A 21,770-nucleotide genomic window follows, 5' to 3' on the forward strand; every position below is an offset into this window, starting at 1 on the left:
ATACAAGTGTCAAATTCAGGTACAAATCATGCGCATGCACTTCCCTCTATTCTTCCAGCAACTCCAGCGTAACGAGATAGGCACAATGATCCGAAGCGACCGTATCAGCAATTACTTGCGTTTCGACTATTCTCCATCGATGCTTCGGATAGAACATCACATAGTCAATCTTGATACGGGGATCATCAGAAGAATAAGTAAAGGCTGGATTCTTTTTATCATAAGTTGTTTGCCAGACTTCCTCCAGGGTGTTGATGGTTTTGCTGCCGGGTTGGGCATTGAGGTCACCAGCGAGAATGGTAGGATAGGTATTTTGAGAGAATACTTCATTGATCTTTTGGGCCTGCATGATTCGCCCTTCTTTTCCTTCATGCGCGAAATGAGTTCCTACAAATCCAACAGTATCTCCGGAAGGTAAAATACTCAGCACTTCCAAGGCTGCTCGGGGCTCCTGGCCTTTCACAAAAGGCAGGGCTACATTTCTACTGCTCAAAAGCGTATAACGTGAAAGCACACCTTCACCATATGCTCCGCCATCATAGTCCATCGCTTTCCCAAATAATGGGACCATTTTCGTCCGCCACCCCAATTCCGTAACCAGATCATATTTTTTCGCTCGATTCGTAAGGAAATCGACTTCCTGCATCGCGACAAAATCCGGATCAGCTTTTCTGATCACATTCGCCAGGACCTCCAGATCAAAATCCCCTTTCATGGTTTCCCCATGGTAAATATTGAAGGAAAGAACCTTGACAGTCCGGGAAGGATCAGGTTTTTCCTGGGATTTTAAACTCAGACATGCGGGAAATAATAGGATAAGCAGGATAACTTTTGCTTTCATAGAATTGCTCATTTGAGTAAGGGGTTAAGGCAGTTTAAATGTTGAGACGATCAAATAATGATCAGAAGGAAAGCCTGTTGGCCAGGAAGAGTTTACTTCGGTATGTGTATTTTTCAGGTCTTTACCTTTATAGTAAAGTTGATCTATTCTACTAGCACTTCTATGCGTGTAGCCCGGATATTTCTCGACATCCGGATACATATTCCTGAAAGCTTCCGTAAATCCAGCTTCGCTCAGTTTTAGGGAAGCAGGACTATCGCCACCATCTGTATGGGGAACAGCATTAAAGTCTCCCCCAAAAAATACAGGGATGTGATCCGAATTTTCAAATCTTTCCTCATGAAAACTAAAAACATCCCCAAACTGCGCCATCCCATACCAATTGGACATGGCCCAGATTTCCTGCGTTCTGCTTATCGCTAAGCGTGTGGCTACATTATTGAATTCGGTTTTATCCGAAACCTGGAGCTCTTTGATGGGAAAGCGGCTGATTACTGAAATATTGGATCCCTGATAGCGGTAGTCCCAATCTGAAGTTGTTGCAAAGTAGTAGCCCAATTCAGCTGCTATAAAATCTCCGGAAGAATAGGTTTCCTGCATAAGCAGAACATCAATCTCCTTTTCCCGGATCATTTCCACAATCCGCAAACGTGAATCCCAACCCTCTTTTTCTTTTGTCCAATGGATGCCTCCATGCCAGATATTCCAAACACCGATAGTAAGCTCTTTACGTTTTTTGGGAAGCTTTTTTACTTTCTTCTTTTTGAGTATTCGATAAGACTCCTCTAGCTCTTTTTCATCAAGAACTCTATCCCAAATACTCAGATTATCAATAGAAAAGTCTGGAGGATACAATTGTTCTTTTTGGGTAAATAATTTCCCTTCTGATTCCCTGATTTCAACTTTCCCCTCTTGCAATTCATAAATCTGACTGACAGCTTTCAAATCTGTAAGCGCCCGATTCTGAAAAACGGTATAGGGATTTGAAAGTAAATTCTTTCTAATTGACTGAACTCCTCCCAATACATCATTTCCCTGCTCTTCCGGGCCGGCTCTTTTAGCCAGCTTTTTTTCATAAAGCATTTCTGGATTAACAATCAACTCAATGAATTCTTCCTTTTTCAAGGGTGCGAGTCCTAATGCATTAAATGAATCAAGCAATGATTGCAATTCCTCTTTCCCCTGTTCAATTCCCGCTGCAAATTTCCGAGAACTATAGCTATCTACCTCAGCTCCTATATTCAGTATTTCCTCATTTGAGAAATCAAAGTTCACCTTATAAACCGCCACATTACCTCCATCATAGTACAATCGAACTTCCTTCAGTTCTTTCTTAAAGCTCATAGCTAGTTGGTGCCATTCTCCATCATTGATCGGCATCTTACTCCCATTATCTCTTTCGTAATTTATTCGTCTTTCGCCTGAACCAATGCTCCAGGCCATACTTCCCCCAGAACTGTATATGACCCATCCCGGATTCTTCTGAGTTGTTATACTTTTATTTCCAAAGATCTTTTGAGAAAGAAAAACCATGGGCTTATCGGAATCTGCTTTCATCCAAAAACAGATTGTAAAATCTTTGCTCCCATCGAGTGAAAGTCCGCTCAGTTTTAAGGCTTTTTTCCCTTCCTCAGGCCCAAGCGCTAATGCCTTCCCTTCTATCCCTTCGACAAAATCAAGTTCTTTCACTTCCCCCTTAATTTGAGTTCCCAACTGCCCGGGCTCGAAGTCAAGCTTCAGAACTGGATTCTGTTGAGCAAACAAAAAAGGTAGTATCAGGAAAGGAAGTAAAAGTAATCCGGAAATTTTCAGTTGAGCAAGCATTTCAGGTGTATTGTAGCGTTTGTTTTCCTCTAATTCATTCCCCCACAAGCCAAACAAAGTTAGGAGAAAGCCTCTTAATTCAAACCTCTCCCGATTCTATTGTACAACTTGCATAAAGGCTTCCTTTCAGTTTGTAAACTATAAGATTCTCTTCCCAGGAAATAATCCTGGAAGTAAAAATCAAGTAACACAAGTTGATTGCATTTCTCCAGAATTTAGGAAAATACTATTAACGGGATTACATTTATAGATACTCAAAGCTTCAATTTTTCCCTTTTCATAGCGAAGATTATTAGCATTCTATAGGGAACATCTGATGAAAAGTTCTCAGTTTAAATACCTTTTGGGACTACTATTACTCCCCCTTCTTGTATGGACGGGCCTTTTCTTTTTTCAGGAAAAGCTGATTTTTAAACCGACCCAATTAGCTTCTTCCTATGCCTATACCTTTGACATAGTGTTTGAAGATGTCCACATTCCGGTAGCCGAGAATATCCGTTTGCATGGCATATTGTTCAAAGCTGATAGTTCCAAAGGGGTGGTGCTCTATTTTCATGGGAACAAAGGGAAATTGGATGAAATCGGCAAGGGGTCAGACTTCTATCTAAAAGAGGGACTTGATGTTTTATATATCAATTACAGAGGCTATGGATTGAGTGAGGGGAAAATCCGAGAGGAAGAGGACTTGTTGAATGACGGACAGGCTGTTTATGATTATCTGGCAGATCGTTATGGGGAAGAAAACATCCTGTTGACAGGCATTTCCATTGGTTCGGGGATTGCAGCCTATTTAGCCTCCCAAAACAAACCCAAAGCTTTGTTGATGATAGCCCCCTATGCAAGCTTTCGCAGCCTGCTACAGGAAAAAATGAAATGGGTACCTCCTTTTATATGGAAGTACACTTTGCCCAGTGATGAATTTCTGGCAGATGTAAATTGTCCCGTCAGCATTTTTCATGGAGAAGAGGATCAAATGATTCCCTTTCATCACGCACAGGCACTCAAAAACAAATATCCAGAGATCACACTTATATCTTTTAACGGATATGGACATACCGATTTCCTGAAGGAAGAGATTTTCCGACAAGCTTATAGAAAGGCTTTAACACTTGAGAAATTGGATTAAGAGTTATCTACATTTATCCAGACTACTACTGACTTATATCTTCATGCAAACGTTAGCACATGCATTATTGCTCATTATCATTGGGAGTTTTATCCTCATGGCTATAGAGGCGATTTATGCGTATTCGAAAGGGAATTTCAATTTCCGGGCCATGGATACCATTGCCAGCCTGAGTTCAGGGATGACCAATGCCATCAAAAGTGTCCTTGGCTTAACCATAGTTATCATTGGCTATAAGTATATGTATGAGGAGTTGGCAGTGGTGGAAAGGGAAGTCAATTGGCTGACCTATTTATTAGCTCTTATAGGGCTTGATTTTGCGACTTATTGGTATCATCGATTGGCCCATCATGTCAATATTTTTTGGAACAGACACGTGATCCACCACTCCGGTGAGGAATTCAATATTGCCACAGCCTTGCGTCAATCCATTTCCAAGTTTGTCAATATCAGCGTCTTCTTTTTACTTCCCGCTGCCTTATTAGGGGTTCCTCCCAAAATTATAGCCATCGTTACCCCTTTTCATTTATTTGTGCAGGTGTGGTATCACACCACCCATATCGGCAAACTGGGATGGCTGGAATATATCATCGTAACGCCCTCGCAGCATCGGGTTCATCATGCTATCAATGAAATCTATCGGGACAAAAATCTCTCTCCGGTCTTTTGCATTTGGGATAGACTATTTGGAACCTTTCAGGAAGAATTGGAAGAAGAACCCTGTGTATTTGGCGTAACTCGACAAGTAAATACCTGGAATCCCATTCGCATCAACCTAAATCATATCTGGCTACTGATTAAAGATGCCTGGAGGACCAAAAGCTGGAAGGATAAATTGAGAATTTGGTTTATGCCAACTGGATGGAGACCCGCCGATGTGAAAGAGAAATACAAAGTCCTTTCTGCTGACCCCAAAAATTTCAAAAAATACGACCCCTATGCTTCCCGAGCATTGAAAATCTGGTCCGGAATTCAATTTCTGATGTTGATGGCCATGATGTTTCATTTTTTAATCCAACTCAGCGAAATCGGAAGTCCAGCTGTGTTTATCTATGGGATTTTTATGTACCTGGTCATCTATAGCTATACGAGCCTGATGGACAGAGATCCCCATGCCGTCTGGATGGAAGCCCTCAAATCCCTCATTGGACTAGGCATCATTTTTCAGACAGGAAGTTGGTTTTTGCTGGATAATGTGCTCCCGGGAGGAAGTATCCTTGTAGGGGCCTATTTTGTATTATCCGTCGGTGTAGTCGGGTATTTTGTAAAAAATGAAATCGGCTGGGGAAAAGGGGAAAATCCGAGCGTAGCTTAAGGCGCATTGAGCACCTTATTTCGCTTACTTTTCAAAGCTTCATACAAGCCCCAGTAAGCAGGTTTTTTATTCATATCCTCATCAAATATATTAGGCGCATTGGGGCTTTTCCATTTAAAGGGAGGAACGGCATCCATCCAATTCTTGGCATCCGTTAACCCCCATAAAGTCAGGCCTTTGCAAGCCGGATCATCGAGGCAGATTTCTGCAATTTTTCGGAACTGATCTCCCTGAGCCTGATAAGGATCTTCAAAGTCTTTGAACAGTAGCAATCGTACATCCAATTCCGTTATTTCCACTTCCAGTCCCATTTCAGCTATTTTTCGGATGTAGTCCCGCAAAGCCTCGGTATCATGGATATTATTGAGGTGATGACATTGCATTCCCACTCCATCTATGGGTACTCCCCGATCCAGCAGTCTTTGAAGTAAACCCAAAAATGCTGTTGCCTGCTCGCTCTCATAATCAGTGATTTGCTCATTGAGGTATAAAGTGGCATCCGGATCGAATTCTCGAGCCAATTGAAAGGCATAATCAATATAGCTTTCTCCCATACTTTCTGTAAAAACACTTGGGAACAAGGTATTACCTCCCATCGGTTCATTTACCACATCCCAATCAAGAACTCTTCCTTTAAAATGCTGCATGACCGTTTCTATGTATTGCCGCATCAAGGCTTTCATCTTTGCTTCTTTATCACTCGCAAGCTTAATTTCCTCTTGCCATTCTGCGGGATATGTCATTCCGGAAAATTTCCCCCAGATAAGGGTGTGACCTCGCATACGCATATTCTGGGCATCAGCGAAAGAGAGAAGTTTGTCCGCTTTAGTGAAATCAAACTTCCAGTTTTTCGCATCTATTAATAGTTGGCCGGGTTTGAAGTCATTTTCTGCTACAAGGGAATTAAATTCCTTTGAGATAAGTTCTGGATAAGCAAGATCATGTGAACTCGCCATTCCAATGTAAAAATCCATCGAATCAGCCAATTCTCTCAAAGTACCTACCGATGAGTTAGCTTCCGGATCTTTATGTACATATTTCTTTTCAAATGATCGTGGCCAATAGGTATAACTAGCCAAGAGAATACTTGCTAAAAGAACTCCTCCACATCCCCGGATAAACGCCATTCGCAATTTTGGGTAGTGGCGCGGCCAGACAAGCCAGAGGAGAAACAGGACCAGTATCAGCATACTAAGGCTGATATGTACTCCGAAGAGTTGCCAGATCATCTTCATAGAAACTTATTTAGCACAAATTTTCAGGATTACCAACCCATGATTTAATAATCTGAACGAATAATTTTTTAGTCCCTCATTCAATATTGTTTATATTTCATTACTACTACCAAATTGCACCTTTGCATGTCCTATAAAAAAGAATACCAGGAAAGCATCAGTGATCCTGTTTCCTACTGGCAAGAACAAGCCAAAGCCATTGACTGGTTCACTTTCCCCCAAACAATTCTCTCTCAGGATGAAGAAGGATTATATCGCTGGTTTAAAGGAGGAAAACTCAATACCTCTTACCTGGCCCTGGATCATCACGTAAAAAACGGAAGAGGTGCGCAAAGCGCTTTGATTTATGATTCCCCCATTACCCAAAGCAAAAAAACGTATTCCTACCAGGAGCTTCTGGATGAAGTGGCTCTTTTTGCTGGAGTATTGAAAGGACTGGGAGTAAAAAAAGGAGATAGGGTGATCATCTATATGTCTATGATTCCCGAAGTGGTCTTTGCGATGCTGGCATGTGCGAGATTGGGGGCAGTTCATTCGGTAGTATTTGGAGGCTTTGCAGCACAGGAATTGGCCATACGGATAGACGATGCAAAGCCTAAGCTAGTATTGGCGGCAAGCGGAGGAATTGAAATCAAGCGGATTATCCCCTATAAACCCATCATAGATGAGGCTTTAAGAAAAAGTAAGCATCAGCCAGATGCCTGTGTGGTTTTTCAGCGAGACTTTGTCAAAGCGGATATGCAGGAGGGGAGAGATTTTGATTGGGAAAGTTTACGTGCGAAAGCAACTCCTGCAGATTATGAAATAGTAGATGCAACGGATCCCTTGTACATTCTCTACACCTCTGGTACTACAGGTAAACCCAAAGGAGTTGTGCGAGACAATGGAGGGCATGCGGTGGCTTTGCAATACAGCATGAAAAACATTTACGGAGTGGAGCCCGGTGATACTTATTGGGCAGCTTCGGATGTGGGTTGGGTAGTAGGACATTCCTATATCGTTTATGCTCCCTTGATTTATGGTTGTACGACTGTTCTTTATGAAGGCAAACCCATCAAAACTCCGGATGCCTCCAGCTTTTGGAGGGTGATAAACGAATATCAGGTAAAACTTTTATTCACAGCTCCTACCGCTTTTAGAGCCATCAAAAAAGAAGATCCCGAAGGGAAGCTAAAAGCCTTATATGATACCTCATGTTTACAATATCTCTTCTTAGCAGGGGAAAGAACGGATGTCGCTACCCTGGAATGGTGTGAAAATCTTTTGAGAGTTCCGGTTATTGATCATTGGTGGCAGACGGAATCTGGCTATCCAATGCTGGCCAATATGACAGGCCTGGAGCTACAACCCATCAAGCCGGGTTCTGCAGGCATGCCGGTCTGTGGTTTTGATATTCAGATCATGCAGGAAGATGGTCAAGTCGCTCCTCCTCTCGGAGAAGGAAGCGTAGTGATAAGATATCCCTTGCCGCCTGGATGTTTCCCCAGTCTCTGGCAGGATAGCCAAAGGTTCAAAGCTTCCTATTTATCCGATTTCCCCGGCTATTATCTGGCAGGTGATGGTGGCTATAAAGATGAAGAGGGATATGTGTTTATTACCGGCCGAATCGACGATGTAATCAATGTAGCCGGCCACAGACTCTCAACCTCGGATATGGAGGAGATCATAGCTGCCCATCCGGCCATTGCCGAGTGTGCCGTTATAGGAGTTTATGATGCCTATAAAGGCCAGATTCCTGTGGGATTTTATCTCCTGAAGTCTGGAATTGAAGATTCAGAGGAACAAATTGAAAAGGAATTGATCCAGCAGGTAAGGGAACGTATAGGCGCAGTAGCTTCTTTCAAAAGGGCTGTCAAAGTAGAACGCCTCCCTAAAACCCGCTCGGGAAAAATCCTGAGAAAAACGATGCGGGAGATTGCTGATAAACGTCCCCTTTCCCCCCCTTCTACCATAGAAGACATTACGGTACTCGACGAATTGAAGCTATTGATGAACAAGGAGAATATTGGAAAACAGACTTAAATACTCGCTTTTTTCTTCAAAATTCCAAAGAGTTCCTTTCCCTCACGACCCGGCATAGAATTGTATGCCTCTTCAAATACAGCAAATTCAAAATGAGGGGTAAATAAGCTTCGATATTCTTCTTCCAGTCCCCCAAAAGGTCGTTTTGTCAAATCTCCGGAAAAGGGAAAATTGAACCAGACTCCAACCAGCTTTCCACCAGGGGTCAGGAGTTCATGCATCTTCCTCGCATACTTCTTTCGATTATTATCAATGGGAGGAATAGAGCAAAAAAAGGTTTGCTCAAAGATGAAATCATATTGATCCTCATGTTCAAAGAAGTTCCCATGCATCAACTGATCGGCTGGAAAATCCGGCAATCGTTCCCGAAAGCTCCTGAGTGGGAGTTCACTGATGTCCAGCACATGTACCTGGCTAAAACCTTTTCGAAATAAATACTCCGCTTCATAGGCATTGCCTGCTCCCGGAATCAATATTTTGCTATTCTTATCCTCAATCTGATCTATGTAGGCCCGAAGGGGTTCAGAAACGGCACCTAAATCCCATCCGGTTCTTTGATCGATATAGCGTTGAGACCAAAAGGCTTCCCCATCATTGAGCGGGGTATTTTTATTTTCTTTATTCATTTAAATCCTTGTCTTATTTAAAAGCTAAACCGCTTTCAGGCATTTTGTTTTTCTTTAAAGAGATTTTATTACTTTTTAGATAAGTAAGGCTAAATCGGAAGGTAAAAGCAAGTCGCCATTTTGCGTAGCTGAATATTGATGATCAAAACATGAAATCTACTGATAAAGTTTCACTCTTTTTGCTCTGGATGTTCCTTTCATTGCCTTTTCTGACGATGGGGCAGGAAATAGCAATATCAGACAGTTTGGAGCAACGGATCAAATCTGTCGCTCATGAGCTGATGGTTGAGGCGGGTACTTGTGCACTGATTAGTTTGGATACTGATGGTAGGCCAAGGGTCAGGACCATGTCTCCCTTTCGTCCGGAAGAGGATTTTGTGGTTTGGTTTGGGACCAATCCTCATAGCCGGAAAGTTGAGCAAATCAAAGAAGACCCTCGCGTTACCTTGTACTATACGGCGAAAGATGAAACAGGCTATGTCATGATCCATGGCCGAGCAGAACTCGTCAATGATCCAGATGAAAAACAAAAGCACTGGAAGAAAGAATGGGAAGCCTTTTATCCCAATAGAGGAGAGGCCTATTTATTGATAAAAGTTACCCCCGAATGGATGGAAGTGATCAGTGAAACGCATGGGATACTGGGGGATGAAAAAAGCTGGACACCACAGCTTATCCGTTTTGAATAAGTTGAAATTGTAGATATTGGAGGAAATAAATCCCCAGATGAAAAAATTAGCCATACTTTTCTTCGCGATCCTGTTTTATTTCCCCCACAACTTTCTTTTTTCACAGGCCCCCTTGATTCATCTCTCTTTTTCTAAAGGGGATGAAACTAAAAACAAAACTCCCATAAAATCGGAAGAAGCGACTTATACCGTCGATCTTATGCGGCAAAGTTTTGTTGAGGGATTACAGGATTATGCCCTTGACCTCAGTGAAAATGCTATGCATAGAAGGCCCTGGATCATAGATAGTCTCCAGAGTCAGAAAATACAGACTGCCGGGAGTTTTTCGGTTCAGATTTGGGTAAAAACACTGCCCGGAGCAGAACAGGGAACTCCCATTATCGGCAATCAAATAAGCGAAGATAAGCCTGTTGTCGGCTGGCAAATAGGCAGTCAGGAAAATGGCGCCTGGTCCCTGCATCTTTCGGATGGAAAGAATCAATATCGATACCAACCGACAGGACGGCTCAGCATCAATGATGGGAATTGGCATCAAATCCTCTTCAGTGTCGAACGTCCCAAAAATGAGGCCCGCATGTATTTTGATGGCAAAGCAGTCGCGATTTATAATCTGGGTCAATTGGGGGATTTAAAGAGCCCACATCGTACCGTGGCAGGTGGATCGGATGAATATTTCGAATGGGGTTCAGCCGGTCAGTGGAAAGCTTTCAATGGCTACCTGGATGAAGTAAAAATCTGGAATCGCGTCCTCTCACGAGAAGAAGTTCAAGCTTCCTGGCAAGCATTTTTCCCCAATAGAAGTCCCAAAGTCCAGAAGAAAATGCCGCAGCAACTCAAAGTCATGGCCTGGAACATCTGGCATGGCGGCCGGAGGTACGGAGAAAAAGTGGGAGTCAAGCGTACAATAGAAAGCATCAAAGCCGTCAATCCTGATATTGTGGGTTTGATAGAGACTTATGGTTCTGGGGAAAAGATCGCTGATGCTTTGGGCTATGAATTTTACCTCATCAGCTCCAATCTCTCCATTATGAGTAAGTACCCCATTACTGAAACCATCGAAGCTTTTAGAGCCTTCAATTTTGGTGGGGCGGAAATAGAAATTGCGCCGGGAAAGAAAGTCCTGATGCTAAATACCTGGCTCCACTATCTACCCGATTACCTGAAGTCGGTCAATGAAGGCAACTTGAGTTCGGAAGAATTGATCGCAGCTGAAGGAGAGACTCGCTTTGCAGAAATAAGCTCTATCCTCAAGGAAATGAAGCCTCATCTCAAGCAGGACAAATATGTGGGCATCCTTATGTCAGGGGATTTCAATAGTGGATCTCATTTGGATTGGATTCCCTTAACTCAAAATATCCATCAAAATTATGTGGTAGCATGGCCAGAAAGCAAGGCCATGTTAGAGGCAGGATTTACAGATAGCTTTCGGGAGCTACATATCAATCCGGCCATGGATCCGGGTTATACCTGGACACCTCGGGCAGCAACTTCTTCCAACAAATACGGGATGAGGGATCGCATCGATTACATCTATTATCAGGGAAAAGATATGCAAGCAATTTATTCCCGGGTGATAGATTACCATCCGATTATGTTCCCCTCGGATCATGCGGCGGTTTTGAGTGTTTTTCGCCTGGAATAAATAGAAATCCCCAGACAAAGCCGGGGATTCCTCGTTTCACCTTAAACGGTCAAGAAATGTGATTATCTGACTTGCTATACAAGCCTGGCTTCTCAACTACTTCTTGATGAACCGTTTTACATTCACAAACTCGTTTTGTTTGAGCTTGATGATATACATTCCTGCGGGTATATCAGCAAGATGTATGTTGTGTTTCAAAAGGCTACTTGATTTATGTGTGTGTTCTTCTTTGACGATTTGTCCCCAGCTATTGAGGATTTGAAGGTTTACTTCTCCTGACCAGGGGCTTTCCAATTCGAGTTGAAGATGCTCTTCTACAGGATTAGGATATGCCAGCAATTTAAGTTCCGGAGAATAGAGATCCTTGATGGATGTGGGCCACTCAACCGTAACATTGGCTGTACAGGAATTGCTATTCCCATTGTTGTCCAAAGCAGTCAAGGTAACTTCCTGAATGCCTCCTACTCTAAAGGTATCCTGACTTAAGGTCAGCTCCATGATGCCACATTCGTCCACAGAACCATTGTCTATCATGCTCGGATCAATAACCGCTATGCCCGTACTATCCAGCATGACAGTAATATCCTGACAATTGACAACAGGTGGAGAAAGATCTGCATCAACGAGAAAGAGTTCGTCCGAAGAACTTTGGCAGAAGTCATCAAAGCTGTAGGTAACAGTATAGGAAACTCCTAAGGTTATCGAAGTCATATCAATTTCTCCAGTAGCAGGATCAATGGTGGCCGCAGGAGAAATGCTAAATACTCCTCCATCATTTCCCGTGATATCCGGAGAAGGATTAGCAGTCCCGGGGCAAATATCTGTAGGATAGGCAAAGGCAGCATCTATCGTATCTGAAATGAATACCGCTTGCGAACTCACATCCGGACAATTGCCCTGGGTCTGGTAAGTGATGGTATATAGGGTATTGGCAGAAGTGCTGCTTAGGTCCAGACTTCCGGTAGCGGGATCGATGGTAGCTCCATTGTCCACAGAGAATATACCTCCGGGTGTACCTGCAAGGTCAGGAAGCAGATTGGTTTCACTGAGGCAGGTGGTGTCGGGTATACTAAAGGAAGCATCTTCTACTGCAAAAATCTGGATGCTTTGCGTATCCACAGCAGCACAAGGAGCACCCACTGTATAGGTGACGTTATAAGTAGTTCCTCCTACCGTAGAGCTAAGATCCAAAATACCAGTTATTGGATCTATCGAAGCTCCATTGTCAACCGCAAAGGTTCCACCCAGATCACCGAAGATAAGGGCTTGTGGATTAAAGCCACCTATACAGGCAGAGGAAAGAAAGGAAAAACTTGCATCTGAAGAGGACACACAGGGATTTACGCGCACCGTGCCCGGATTTCCCAAAGCAGGCACAACGCCTACTCCCTGGGTAAAGAGTAGAGAAGTGACTGAACCATCCACACTTACGGTATAGTCTCCACCTATTGCTGTACTTTTGACTTGAAAGGAGATATTTATAATGGCTGAGCTATCAGGAAGCGTCACATTGCCTCCACTAAAGTCTACCCAAGAGAAAGTGGCAGCATCCAAAGGAATGAGTCCTTGTCCTGGATTTCCGAAAATATTACTTACTCCTGACTGAGGGCTGCTTAGTCCCATAAATTCTAAGGCTGCGGTATCAAAACGTATCGTCCCCTGATAACCGGAAATTGTTTGAAAGCTATCTACCCGAATCGGAATTACGACCATCGAATCAATATCGACGGTATCACTTCCTACATTAAATACAAGCGTCTGTGCCTGTATTTCCTGTCCTAGTCCTGCTAGTAACAAGAGGAGGAGGAAGGTAAAATAGTTCATGTTTTTTCGCATGGAATCGTGAATAAAAAGGTGAATGATTGAAGAAATAAATTGTGAATGAAAAAAACAGGAATGGCGATTAAAAGCGCTTTCTAATGCGTGTATGAGATACCTATCCCTTCTGATTGCTCTTTCAAAAAGGAGAGAATATTATCTTTTTCGAAAAATCTATTTGATGTATGAAATGTAGTAAGGGGAAACTCGACAAGCAATTTCTCAGGCCTCATTGTTCTGAATGGTAGGCAATATGTTCTGAATGGTAAAATAGCCTGGACTTCCATCTTCTTTTGAAAAAAAGCCAGAACCTGCAGTTGCAGATTCTGGCCTATTTTACTGATCAAATCTTCAATATTTCCATTGAGTATTGATCCTTGTATTGTGTTTCTGATTAGCGGTTTTTCGAAATCCGAATAGCTGCACTGAAGTCTCCAGCCACCATTTGGGCCATGTAGATACCTTCACTTACTTCCATTCCTTTTTCGTTTCTTCCGTCCCACTTGATCTGATGATCACCGGCTGCATACGTTCCGTCAAAACGCTTGATCAACTGACCATTGAGGTTGTAGATCACGATCTGTACTTTCTCAGTCTGAGAGAGAGAGAAGAGTAAGTTAGTGGCTTCTCCAAATGGGTTAGGTACGTTTTGATCAAAGCTATATCCGGCAAGTTCGCCATTGCCCCGGTTGATGTTGATTTCCTCAGAAGCAAATCCGATTCCCAACAACTCACGTGTAATGTCATAGGCTTTAGAAGGCGTTACATCAGAAGTGATTTTGAATTCAGTTTTAGAATCCTTTCCACCTACTGCTTTGAATACCAACTCAAAAGCTACCGTTCCGTCTTCGAGGCTAAGAGACTCTCCACTTAGGTCAACCCATGCAGTCGTCAATACACCTTTTCTCGCGTCTTCTAATCCATATACGCCTTCAAGGGTCTCATGATGTACCTCCTGGAATTCCAGTACGGAAGGATCCCAATTCAAGCTAAACTGATATCCTGTGATGGCCATGAATTTATTCACTTTCACCGGAATTCTGATCAGGTCTCCTTGCTGGGCAGTCATGCCGTCCAGATTGAAGAACATAGAATCACTAGGAGCAGCTGTACGCAATTGGTTCGGGTTCCAGGTATTGTTTACATCTCCCAGTTTCACACCTATAAAGTCCTGGTCAATCAGGTTCGCATTAGGACTAAGAATGTCTCTGCGCGTTTCAAAGTTCCAGGGATTCAAGGGATCAGCGAATACGTAGTCATCTGGAATGAAGGTCCAGATCGCATCCTGAGCACCTGTTGTAGGATTGGTGAAGAATGGGATGATGTTGTTGATCTTACGCAGAACCTGGAAGGCGTCTAAAATGTTGATAGAGCCTGTTCCGTTTACGTCTGCAGCGATACGCTTGTAGGGAGTTCCCAATTGATCGATGAGTAAAAGATGCTTCACAATGTCGAATGCATCCAGTACATCAACTCCATTATTGGTAGCTGCATCATCAATTTTGTCTCCACCTATGTCATTGGTAGAACCACAAGGAGCTACCTGGAAGGTATAGCTAAGACCGGTAGTGGTCTGAGGACCGTCATCTCCTGCCAGATCGTAGATCACGCCGGGGATGTCATCTCCAAGTTCAGATACAGACTTACCAGATACATCGATGATCGGATCGTCAAGTACGGTTACGGTTGCTGTTCCGGTTTCAACATTTCCATTTACATCGGTTACGGTCAGAGTTACGGTATTTGCACCTACTTCTGCACAAGTAAAGCTGTTCGGGCTTACTGTGATACTTGCGATAGCACAGTTGTCAGAAGAGCCATTGTCTATCTGAGCGGCAGTAATGGTAGCGTTTCCGGAAGCATCCAGTTGTACAGAGATATCCTGAGTAACTACTGTTGGCAAAATATTGTCTTCAACCGTTACAGTAGCTGTTCCAGTTTCAACATTTCCATTTACATCGGTTACGGTCAGAGTTACGGTATTTACACCTTCCTCAGAACAAGTGAAGGTAGAAGGACTTACTGTTATACTTGCAATTCCACAATTATCAGAAGATCCATTGTCAATCTGAGCAGCTGTGATACTAGCATTACCAGCAGCATCCAATTGTACCGTTACATTTTGGGTTACTACCGTTGGCAATACATTGTCTTCTACTGTAACGGTAGCTGTTCCCGTTTCAACATTTCCGTTTACGTCTGTTACTGTCAGAGTTACTGTATTGGCTCCTACTTCAGCACAAGTGAAGGTAGATGGACTAACTGTGATACTTGCAATTGAACAGTTGTCGGAAGAACCATTGTCGACCTGAGCAGCTGTTACACTTGCGTTACCAGCAGCATCCAATTGAACTGTTACGTTTTGGGTTACTACCGTTGGCAATACATTGTCTTCTACTGTAACGGTAGCTGTTCCCGTTTCAACATTTCCGTTTACGTCGGTTACTGTTAGAGTTACTGTATTGGCTCCTACTTCAGCACAAGTGAAGGTATTAGGACTTACTGTAATGGTTGAAATAGAACAGTTATCAGAAGAACCATTGTCAACCTGAGCAGCTGAGACACTTGCGTTTCCGCTAGCATCCAATTGTACCGTTACATTCTGCGTAACTACTGTCGGCAGAATGTTGTCTTCAACCGTTACGTCTGCTGTTCCTGTAGCAACATTACCATTCACATCTGTTACAGTTAACGTAACCTGGTTTACCCCAACATCTCCACAGCTGAAGTTCTCAGGACTAACCGTTACGCTGGCAATCCCACAAGGATCAGTAGATCCGCCATCGACCTGAGCAGCCGTAATGCTGGCATTTCCAGAAGCATCCAGTTGAACGGTGATATTCTGTGTAACTACGGTTGGATCTTCATTATCTTCAACGGTTACGATCACATCGCAGCTGGCGGTGTTACCGGAAGCATCAGCAACTGTGATGCTTACAGTATGTGCACCTACCGCAAGGGCTGTGCCTATCGCTGGGCTTTGGGTTACTGTTAAGCTGGAGCCAGAACCGCTACCTGGATCAACAGTCAAGGATAAAAGAGTGGGCGGGGTTACAGAACCTCCTGTGGTTCCATTGCCAATCATTCCCCATGCATTTAATCCCCATCCATAAAGATTACCATTGCTTTTTACGCCTTTATAATGGTATTCGGGTCCACCTCTTGAAATAGCAGCCCAATCAGTATCAGAACCCACTTGTATGGGAACCAATTGATCAGCACCAGGGCTAATACCCAATTGTCCATTCACACTTTGTCCCCAACCCCATAAGGTTCCATTATTTTTTATGGCCATCCCATGCCACCAGCCTCCAGAAACTACTGCCCAATCCGTATCCGTACCTATTTGTACCGGACTAGTTTGTTGTACAGTAGATCCTATTCCCAACTGGCCCCTGTGGTTATGGCCCCAAGACCATAGACTACCATCACTTTTTAGGGCAAAGCTTTGAATATTACTCGCTGAGATAAAAGCCCAATCTGTGTCAGTACCTACCTGTACCGGACTAAGTTGCTGGCTGTTTGAGCCTATTCCTAATTCGCCGAAACTGTTTGTTCCCCAGGCCCATAATGTGCCATTACTTTTTAAGCCTAGTGAATAAGAGCTTCCTGCGGAAAATTCTATCCAATCAGAATCTGTACCGATTTGTAAAGGGCTATTTTGGGGACTTGAAGTACCAATACCTAAGCCAAGTCCTGTACCCCAGCCCCACAAGCTGCCATTGCTTTTGAGAGCTATACAGTGATATTTACCAGATTCTACGAAAATCCAATCATTATCTGTGCCTACTTGTACCGGACTAGCTTGGTCGACACTAGAACCAATCCCCAATTGTCCAATATGATTTCTCCCCCAAGCCCATATGGTTCCATCATTCTTTAATGCTAAACTATAGTCTTCCCCTCCTGTCGCAGAAGCCCAATCTGTATCTGTTCCTACTTGAATGGGAGTAGATTGATTAGTATTAGAAAACACTCCATTTCCTAGTTGTCCATATTCATTATTCCCCATACTCCATAGTGTGCCATCGTCAGCAACAACAAGAGAATGCAGATAACCATTACCGATTTTTGTAGAACTCCCCGCAACAATGCTACCACCACCAGAACCACTAGATCCGCCCGCACAATTGTCATCCACAAGCGCCAATCCTGTCAAATCAGGCAAAGCAGCAGTACACAATCCCGCATCCGTACTAATCGTCTGAGGTGCAGGACAAGTAATGCTTGGAGGAATCACGTCCTCTACGGTAACTACTGCTGTCGCAGAAGCAACATTTCCATTTACATCTGTTACTGTGAGGGTAACCGTGTTATTTCCGAGATCATCACAAGAGAAGCTGCTAATGTCCAATACGCGGGTATCAATCCCACAAGCGTCTGAAGAACCGTTGTCAATGTCATTTACTGAGATAGAAGCACTACCATTAGCGTCCAGTTGAACGGTAACAGGCTGTGTGATTACATTAGGAGCTTCATTATCCGTAATTGTGATATCAAAATCACAACTGGCCGTATTTCCAGCAGCATCAGTTACTGTATAGGTAATAGTCGTTGTGCCAACAGGGAAAGTAGAACCTGAAGCAGGTCCGCCTGTTTGCGCTACACTATGACCCGGAAGGTTATCCGCTCCAGTAGGATCTGTAAATGTTACCACTCTTCCACATACACCTGCATCCGTATCTTCATTCACATCTGCGGGACAAGTGATAGTTGGATCTTCGGTATCAATGATAACCTGACTTCCATCGGTAGTTGCAGTAGCTGTACTGCTATTTCCAAACTGATCCTGAATCTGAATACTAAAAGTAACCAGACCGTCTCCACCCGCAGCTACGGTTTTTGTAGCCGTATAAGAAGTTCCTGAACCGCTTACGGTTACCGCACCAGGGCCACCTTCTACTATACTCACTACAGGAGTTTGATCAGGAGTCTCTGAGGTAGTAAAACTCAAGCTAATTACATCTCCTATAGTCGCTAAAGTAATGTCATTGGCATTGTTACTGACAATGTTGATTACATCAACCGTAGGTGCATCAGCATCTATGGTTGCCCCACCTTGAGTTACCCCAGGATTAGAAAGGGTCGTAGCTGCCGGATCCGTAGAGAAACCTAAGGGAGTTGCACTTCCATTGATTTCAATGTCGGTGAAACCGGTAGTTGCATTTGAAGCAACGGTAAATTCCAGTTCCATAACAATGCTTCCATCTGCCAAAGTAGCCTGGTTGATGTCGTACCAACTGAAGGTGATAGTATTAGATGGAATACTTCCCTGACCGGGTTCACCAAAATTGCTGGTTCCTACCGTCTGAGGGTTAGAAGCACTTACAAAGTTTAATACATTTTCATCAAAAGTAATTGAACCCTGATAGGTAGCAATGTTTGTAAAGTTGTTTACCGTAACGGGTACGATAACCGTATTATTAGGTCCAGAAGTTTCAACTCCTACAACGAAATCCAAACCTCCCACGGGACCGGGTCCTGAATATACCAGAGAAACTTCACCTGCATTAGGGAAATCGTACTGAAGCGCCCAATCTGCAGGAAGTGCAGGAGAGATAGAGCTAAAGGTACCATTAACTGTTCCTGCATCGATGAAGGTAATTACAGAGTTGGAGGGAGGCAGGTAAGAACCGATGTTTGCAATCAGGGTTCCACTCAAATTAGCCGTACCAGTAACTGAAATTTGATCATGGCCTGAACAAGGAGTGGTGCCGCTTACTTCGATTTCCAGGCTACCGTTGTTCATGCTGTAATCATTGGCAAATGACATACATCCGGGAGATAGACCGGGTGCAAGGGTACCAGCCGCATTCGAAACGATATTTCCGCTGAAGCTACCTGTACCATTCATTTGACCAGCGATGATGAACCCACCACTGTTGTTGACCTGCCCATTGTTTAAGGAAGGACCACTAAGGGTAAGGTTTTTGGAAACATCAACATTTACAATTCCTCCTGTTTCATTGGTAAAGGAAGTTGGAATTGTCTGATTTTGATTTAAGGCTCCCAACTTATTGATGACACCTCCATTTTGATTGACAAAGCTTACAGCTGTAACTGCCTGATTATGGGCATTGATATCAAAGGTAGCGGCATTAAAAATGGTCGCTCCACCACTGCCATTATCTGTCAAGGCTCCACCGTTCCAGCTCAGCTGTGAATTGTTGGTAAGATCCATTTCAAGGCCAAGGGTATTAACAATAGCAAGCGTACCATTGTTGGTAAGTCCGTCAAAACCTGCCCATGTACCCAGGCCAACATTATGAGTCGTACCGCTAGGAATAATCAAATCCTGGCCGTTTGAGCCCGTGATGCTATTGCCGTTTGAAGTTTGAGCTACGGTCGCAGTAGCTAATACAAGATCAGCTGTACCGTTTACCGTATTGTTACCAACAATGTTGATCACTCCTGTACCGCCGATGGTATTCCCAGTATTTACTGTGATGGCTGCACTACTGAAGCTCATTGCTCCTTCAACATCCACTGCACCTGAATTCACAAAGGAACCGCTAAAGGTCACAGTCCTACTAGCTGCTACATTGAAGCTAGCTCCCGTCTCATTGGTAAATGAAGTCGGAATCGTCTGATTTTGATTGGTGGCACCTAACTTATTGATCGTAGCTCCATTCTGGTTAACAAAACTGACATCTGTAACTGCCTGATTATGGGCATTCATATCAAAGGTAGCAGTATTAAAGATGGTCGCTCCACCACTGCCATTATCTGTCAAGGCTCCACCGTTCCAGCTCAGCTGTGAATTGTTGGTAAGATCCATTTCAAGGCCAAGGGTATTAACAATAGCAAGCGTACCATTGTTGGTAAGTCCGTCAAAACCTGCCCATGTACCCAGGCCAACATTATGAGTCGTACCGCTGGGAATAATCAAATCCTGGCCGTTTGAGCCCGTGATGCTATTGCCGTTTGAAGTTTGAGTTACGGTCGCAGTAGCTAATACAAGATCAGCTGTACCATTTGCTGTATTGTTACCAAAAATGTTGATCGCTCCTGTACCGCCGATGGTATTCCCAGTATTTACTGTGATGGCTGCATTACTGAAGCTCATTGCTCCTTCAACATCCACTGCACCTGAATTCACAAAGGAACCGCTAAAGGTCACAGTCCTACTAACTGCTACATTGAAGCTAGCTCCTGTCTCGTTGGTAAATGAAGTCGGGATCGTCTGATTTTGACTGGTGGCACCTAATTTATTGATGGTACCTCCACTTTGGTTAACAAAACTGACATCTGTAACTGCCTGATTATGGGCATTCATATCAAAGGTAGCAGTATTAAAGATGGTCGCTCCACCACTGCCATTATCTGTCAAGGCTCCACCGTTCCAGCTCAGCTGTGAATTGTTGGTAAGATCCATTTCAAGGCCAAGGGTATTAACAATAGCAAGCGTACCATTGTTGGTAAGTCCGTCAAAACCTGCCCATGTACCCAGGCCAACATTATGAGTCGTACCGCTGGGAATAATCAAATCCTGGCCGCTTGAGCCCGTGATGCTATTGCCGTTTGAAGTTTGGGTTACTGTCGCAGTACCCAATACAAGATCAGCTGTACCGTTTGCAGTATTGCTACCAAAAATGTTGACCACTCCAGTACCACTAATGGTATTCCCAGTATTTACCGTGATGGCTGCACTACTGAAGCTTATTGCTCCCTCAACAACCACATCACCTGAATTAACAAAAGAACCGCTAAAGGTCACAGTCCTACTAGCTTCTACATTGAAGGTAGCTCCCGTCTCATTGGTAAAGGAAGTCGGGATCGTCTGATTTTGATTGGTGGCGCCAGATTTGTTAATCAAAGCACCATTTTGATTGACAAAGTTGACATCTGTTATAGATTGATTGTGGGTATTCATATTAAAAACACCCGCATTGGTCATGGTCCTTACTCCGGCATTTCCGATTAGGGCTCCTCCATTCCAACTCATCTCGCCATTATTGGTAAGATCCCCATTTAGGGTAATCGTATTATTTATGTTCACTACCCCGTTACTCACAAATGTCCCCGTTCCATTAAGGGTCGTAAGGCCAAGGTTGAGAACTCCATTGGGATCATTGAGTACGGTCGCCACCTCAACGGTGAGGGTCGCAAAGTCAATGTTGTAGCCATTTACTGTTACAGTAGTACCTTCTGCGATGGTAACATCATCAGCAGAAGTAGGCACAAGCCCACCGCTCCATATAGCGGGATCATTCCAATTACCCGTGGCTACACTCGAAATACTGGCCGCAACCCTGGTTTCATGGAGATCAGTATCTGGAATATTCGTCGAATACCCGGGCTGCCACATGCAGAGTACGAGTATCAACAAACTCAGATTACATAATCGTTTGAGTCTTGTCTTCATATGCAGGAATGTTAAAAGTGAGAGAATTATTATGAATTGTTAAAATCTTGTCTTTTCAGAATATTTTGGGACATGAGAATCCCAGTCCTCTTTTTCAAGAGGAGTTTTAAGTCATTACAAAGGCATTCTTAAAATCAGTTTACCCGCCCTCTCTACCTTGAATTGGTCTCAGGTAGGAGATTTTGATCTTAACTAAACACCCATTTGCTTGGGAATAACTATCCAGATATTCGTGGTTTCCAGCTAAAAATAGAGCAAAGGGGAGCT

The 21,770-nt window shown here is 43.5% G+C and carries 11 protein-coding genes; 5 read left to right on the plus strand and 6 right to left on the minus strand.

Features of this window, described 5'->3' with window-relative positions; genetic code table 11:
* Nucleotides 1–46 precede the first annotated feature (46 nt).
* Nucleotides 47–841, minus strand: a complete 795-nt coding sequence (locus R8P61_23750) for an endonuclease/exonuclease/phosphatase family protein (GenBank protein ID MDW3650109.1) — start codon at nt 839–841, stop codon at nt 47–49.
* Nucleotides 842–865: 24 nt separating this feature from the next.
* Complete coding sequence (locus tag R8P61_23755) at nt 866–2,665, minus strand: LamG-like jellyroll fold domain-containing protein (protein MDW3650110.1); 1,800 nt, start codon at nt 2,663–2,665, stop codon at nt 866–868.
* Nucleotides 2,666–2,981: 316 nt separating this feature from the next.
* Between R8P61_23755 and R8P61_23760 the strand changes: the two genes are divergently transcribed.
* Nucleotides 2,982–3,791 carry an alpha/beta fold hydrolase gene (locus R8P61_23760; protein ID MDW3650111.1) on the plus strand — a complete coding sequence of 270 codons (810 nt, stop codon included), beginning with the start codon at nt 2,982–2,984 and terminating at the stop codon, nt 3,789–3,791.
* A 43-nt stretch (nt 3,792–3,834) separates the two neighbouring features.
* A complete protein-coding gene (locus R8P61_23765) occupies nt 3,835–5,106 on the plus strand; it encodes a sterol desaturase family protein (GenBank protein MDW3650112.1) in 1,272 nt (423 codons plus the stop codon).
* Here R8P61_23765 and R8P61_23770 read toward each other — a convergent pair.
* Nucleotides 5,103–6,341, minus strand: coding sequence for an endo-1,4-beta-xylanase (locus tag R8P61_23770; GenBank protein ID MDW3650113.1), 1,239 nt, complete (start codon nt 6,339–6,341; stop codon nt 5,103–5,105). The two genes, R8P61_23765 and R8P61_23770, sit on opposite strands and share 4 nt — an antisense overlap.
* 126 nt (nt 6,342–6,467) lie before the next feature.
* Here R8P61_23770 and R8P61_23775 point away from each other — a divergent pair, with 126 nt between their 5' ends.
* Entirely contained in the window at nt 6,468–8,363 is a 1,896-nt protein-coding gene (locus tag R8P61_23775) for a propionyl-CoA synthetase (GenBank protein ID MDW3650114.1), read from the plus strand.
* Here the strand turns inward: R8P61_23775 and R8P61_23780 are convergent.
* Nucleotides 8,360–8,989: a methyltransferase domain-containing protein gene (locus R8P61_23780; GenBank protein MDW3650115.1), complete on the minus strand. Its 630-nt coding sequence runs from the start codon at nt 8,987–8,989 to the stop codon at nt 8,360–8,362. The two genes, R8P61_23775 and R8P61_23780, sit on opposite strands and share 4 nt — an antisense overlap.
* Nucleotides 8,990–9,138: 149 nt before the next feature.
* Here R8P61_23780 and R8P61_23785 point away from each other — a divergent pair, with 149 nt between their 5' ends.
* Both R8P61_23785 and R8P61_23790 read left to right on the plus strand, forming a co-directional pair.
* Nucleotides 9,139–9,678 (plus strand): pyridoxamine 5'-phosphate oxidase family protein, encoded by a 540-nt coding sequence (locus R8P61_23785; GenBank protein MDW3650116.1) that lies wholly within the window; start codon nt 9,139–9,141, stop codon nt 9,676–9,678.
* 37 nt (nt 9,679–9,715) lie between these two features.
* Nucleotides 9,716–11,320 (plus strand): LamG-like jellyroll fold domain-containing protein, encoded by a 1,605-nt coding sequence (locus tag R8P61_23790; GenBank protein MDW3650117.1) that lies wholly within the window; start codon nt 9,716–9,718, stop codon nt 11,318–11,320.
* 96 nt (nt 11,321–11,416) lie between these two features.
* Here R8P61_23790 and R8P61_23795 read toward each other — a convergent pair whose 3' ends face one another.
* Together R8P61_23795 and R8P61_23800 are read right to left on the minus strand one after the other, a co-directional pair.
* Nucleotides 11,417–13,144 carry a T9SS type A sorting domain-containing protein gene (locus R8P61_23795; protein ID MDW3650118.1) on the minus strand — a complete coding sequence of 576 codons (1,728 nt, stop codon included), beginning with the start codon at nt 13,142–13,144 and terminating at the stop codon, nt 11,417–11,419.
* Nucleotides 13,145–13,532: 388 nt separating this feature from the next.
* On the minus strand, nt 13,533–21,503 hold the full coding sequence (locus tag R8P61_23800; protein ID MDW3650119.1) for an HYR domain-containing protein: 7,971 nt from the start codon (nt 21,501–21,503) through the stop codon (nt 13,533–13,535).
* Nucleotides 21,504–21,770 lie beyond the last annotated feature (267 nt).

The sequence above is a fragment of the Bacteroidia bacterium genome (assembly GCA_033391075.1).
Taxonomy (GTDB): domain Bacteria; phylum Bacteroidota; class Bacteroidia; order J057; family J057; genus JAWPMV01.

Coding starts and splice junctions, on each gene's coding strand:
- R8P61_23750 (MDW3650109.1), bottom strand. CDS start 841: ATGAAAGCAAAAGTTATCCTGCTTATCCTATTATTTCCCGCATGTCTG.
- R8P61_23755 (MDW3650110.1), bottom strand. CDS start 2,665: ATGCTTGCTCAACTGAAAATTTCCGGATTACTTTTACTTCCTTTCCTG.
- R8P61_23760 (MDW3650111.1), top strand. CDS start 2,982: ATGAAAAGTTCTCAGTTTAAATACCTTTTGGGACTACTATTACTCCCC.
- R8P61_23765 (MDW3650112.1), top strand. CDS start 3,835: ATGCAAACGTTAGCACATGCATTATTGCTCATTATCATTGGGAGTTTT.
- R8P61_23770 (MDW3650113.1), bottom strand. CDS start 6,341: ATGAAGATGATCTGGCAACTCTTCGGAGTACATATCAGCCTTAGTATG.
- R8P61_23775 (MDW3650114.1), top strand. CDS start 6,468: ATGTCCTATAAAAAAGAATACCAGGAAAGCATCAGTGATCCTGTTTCC.
- R8P61_23780 (MDW3650115.1), bottom strand. CDS start 8,989: ATGAATAAAGAAAATAAAAATACCCCGCTCAATGATGGGGAAGCCTTT.
- R8P61_23785 (MDW3650116.1), top strand. CDS start 9,139: ATGAAATCTACTGATAAAGTTTCACTCTTTTTGCTCTGGATGTTCCTT.
- R8P61_23790 (MDW3650117.1), top strand. CDS start 9,716: ATGAAAAAATTAGCCATACTTTTCTTCGCGATCCTGTTTTATTTCCCC.
- R8P61_23795 (MDW3650118.1), bottom strand. CDS start 13,144: ATGAACTATTTTACCTTCCTCCTCCTCTTGTTACTAGCAGGACTAGGA.
- R8P61_23800 (MDW3650119.1), bottom strand. CDS start 21,503: ATGAAGACAAGACTCAAACGATTATGTAATCTGAGTTTGTTGATACTC.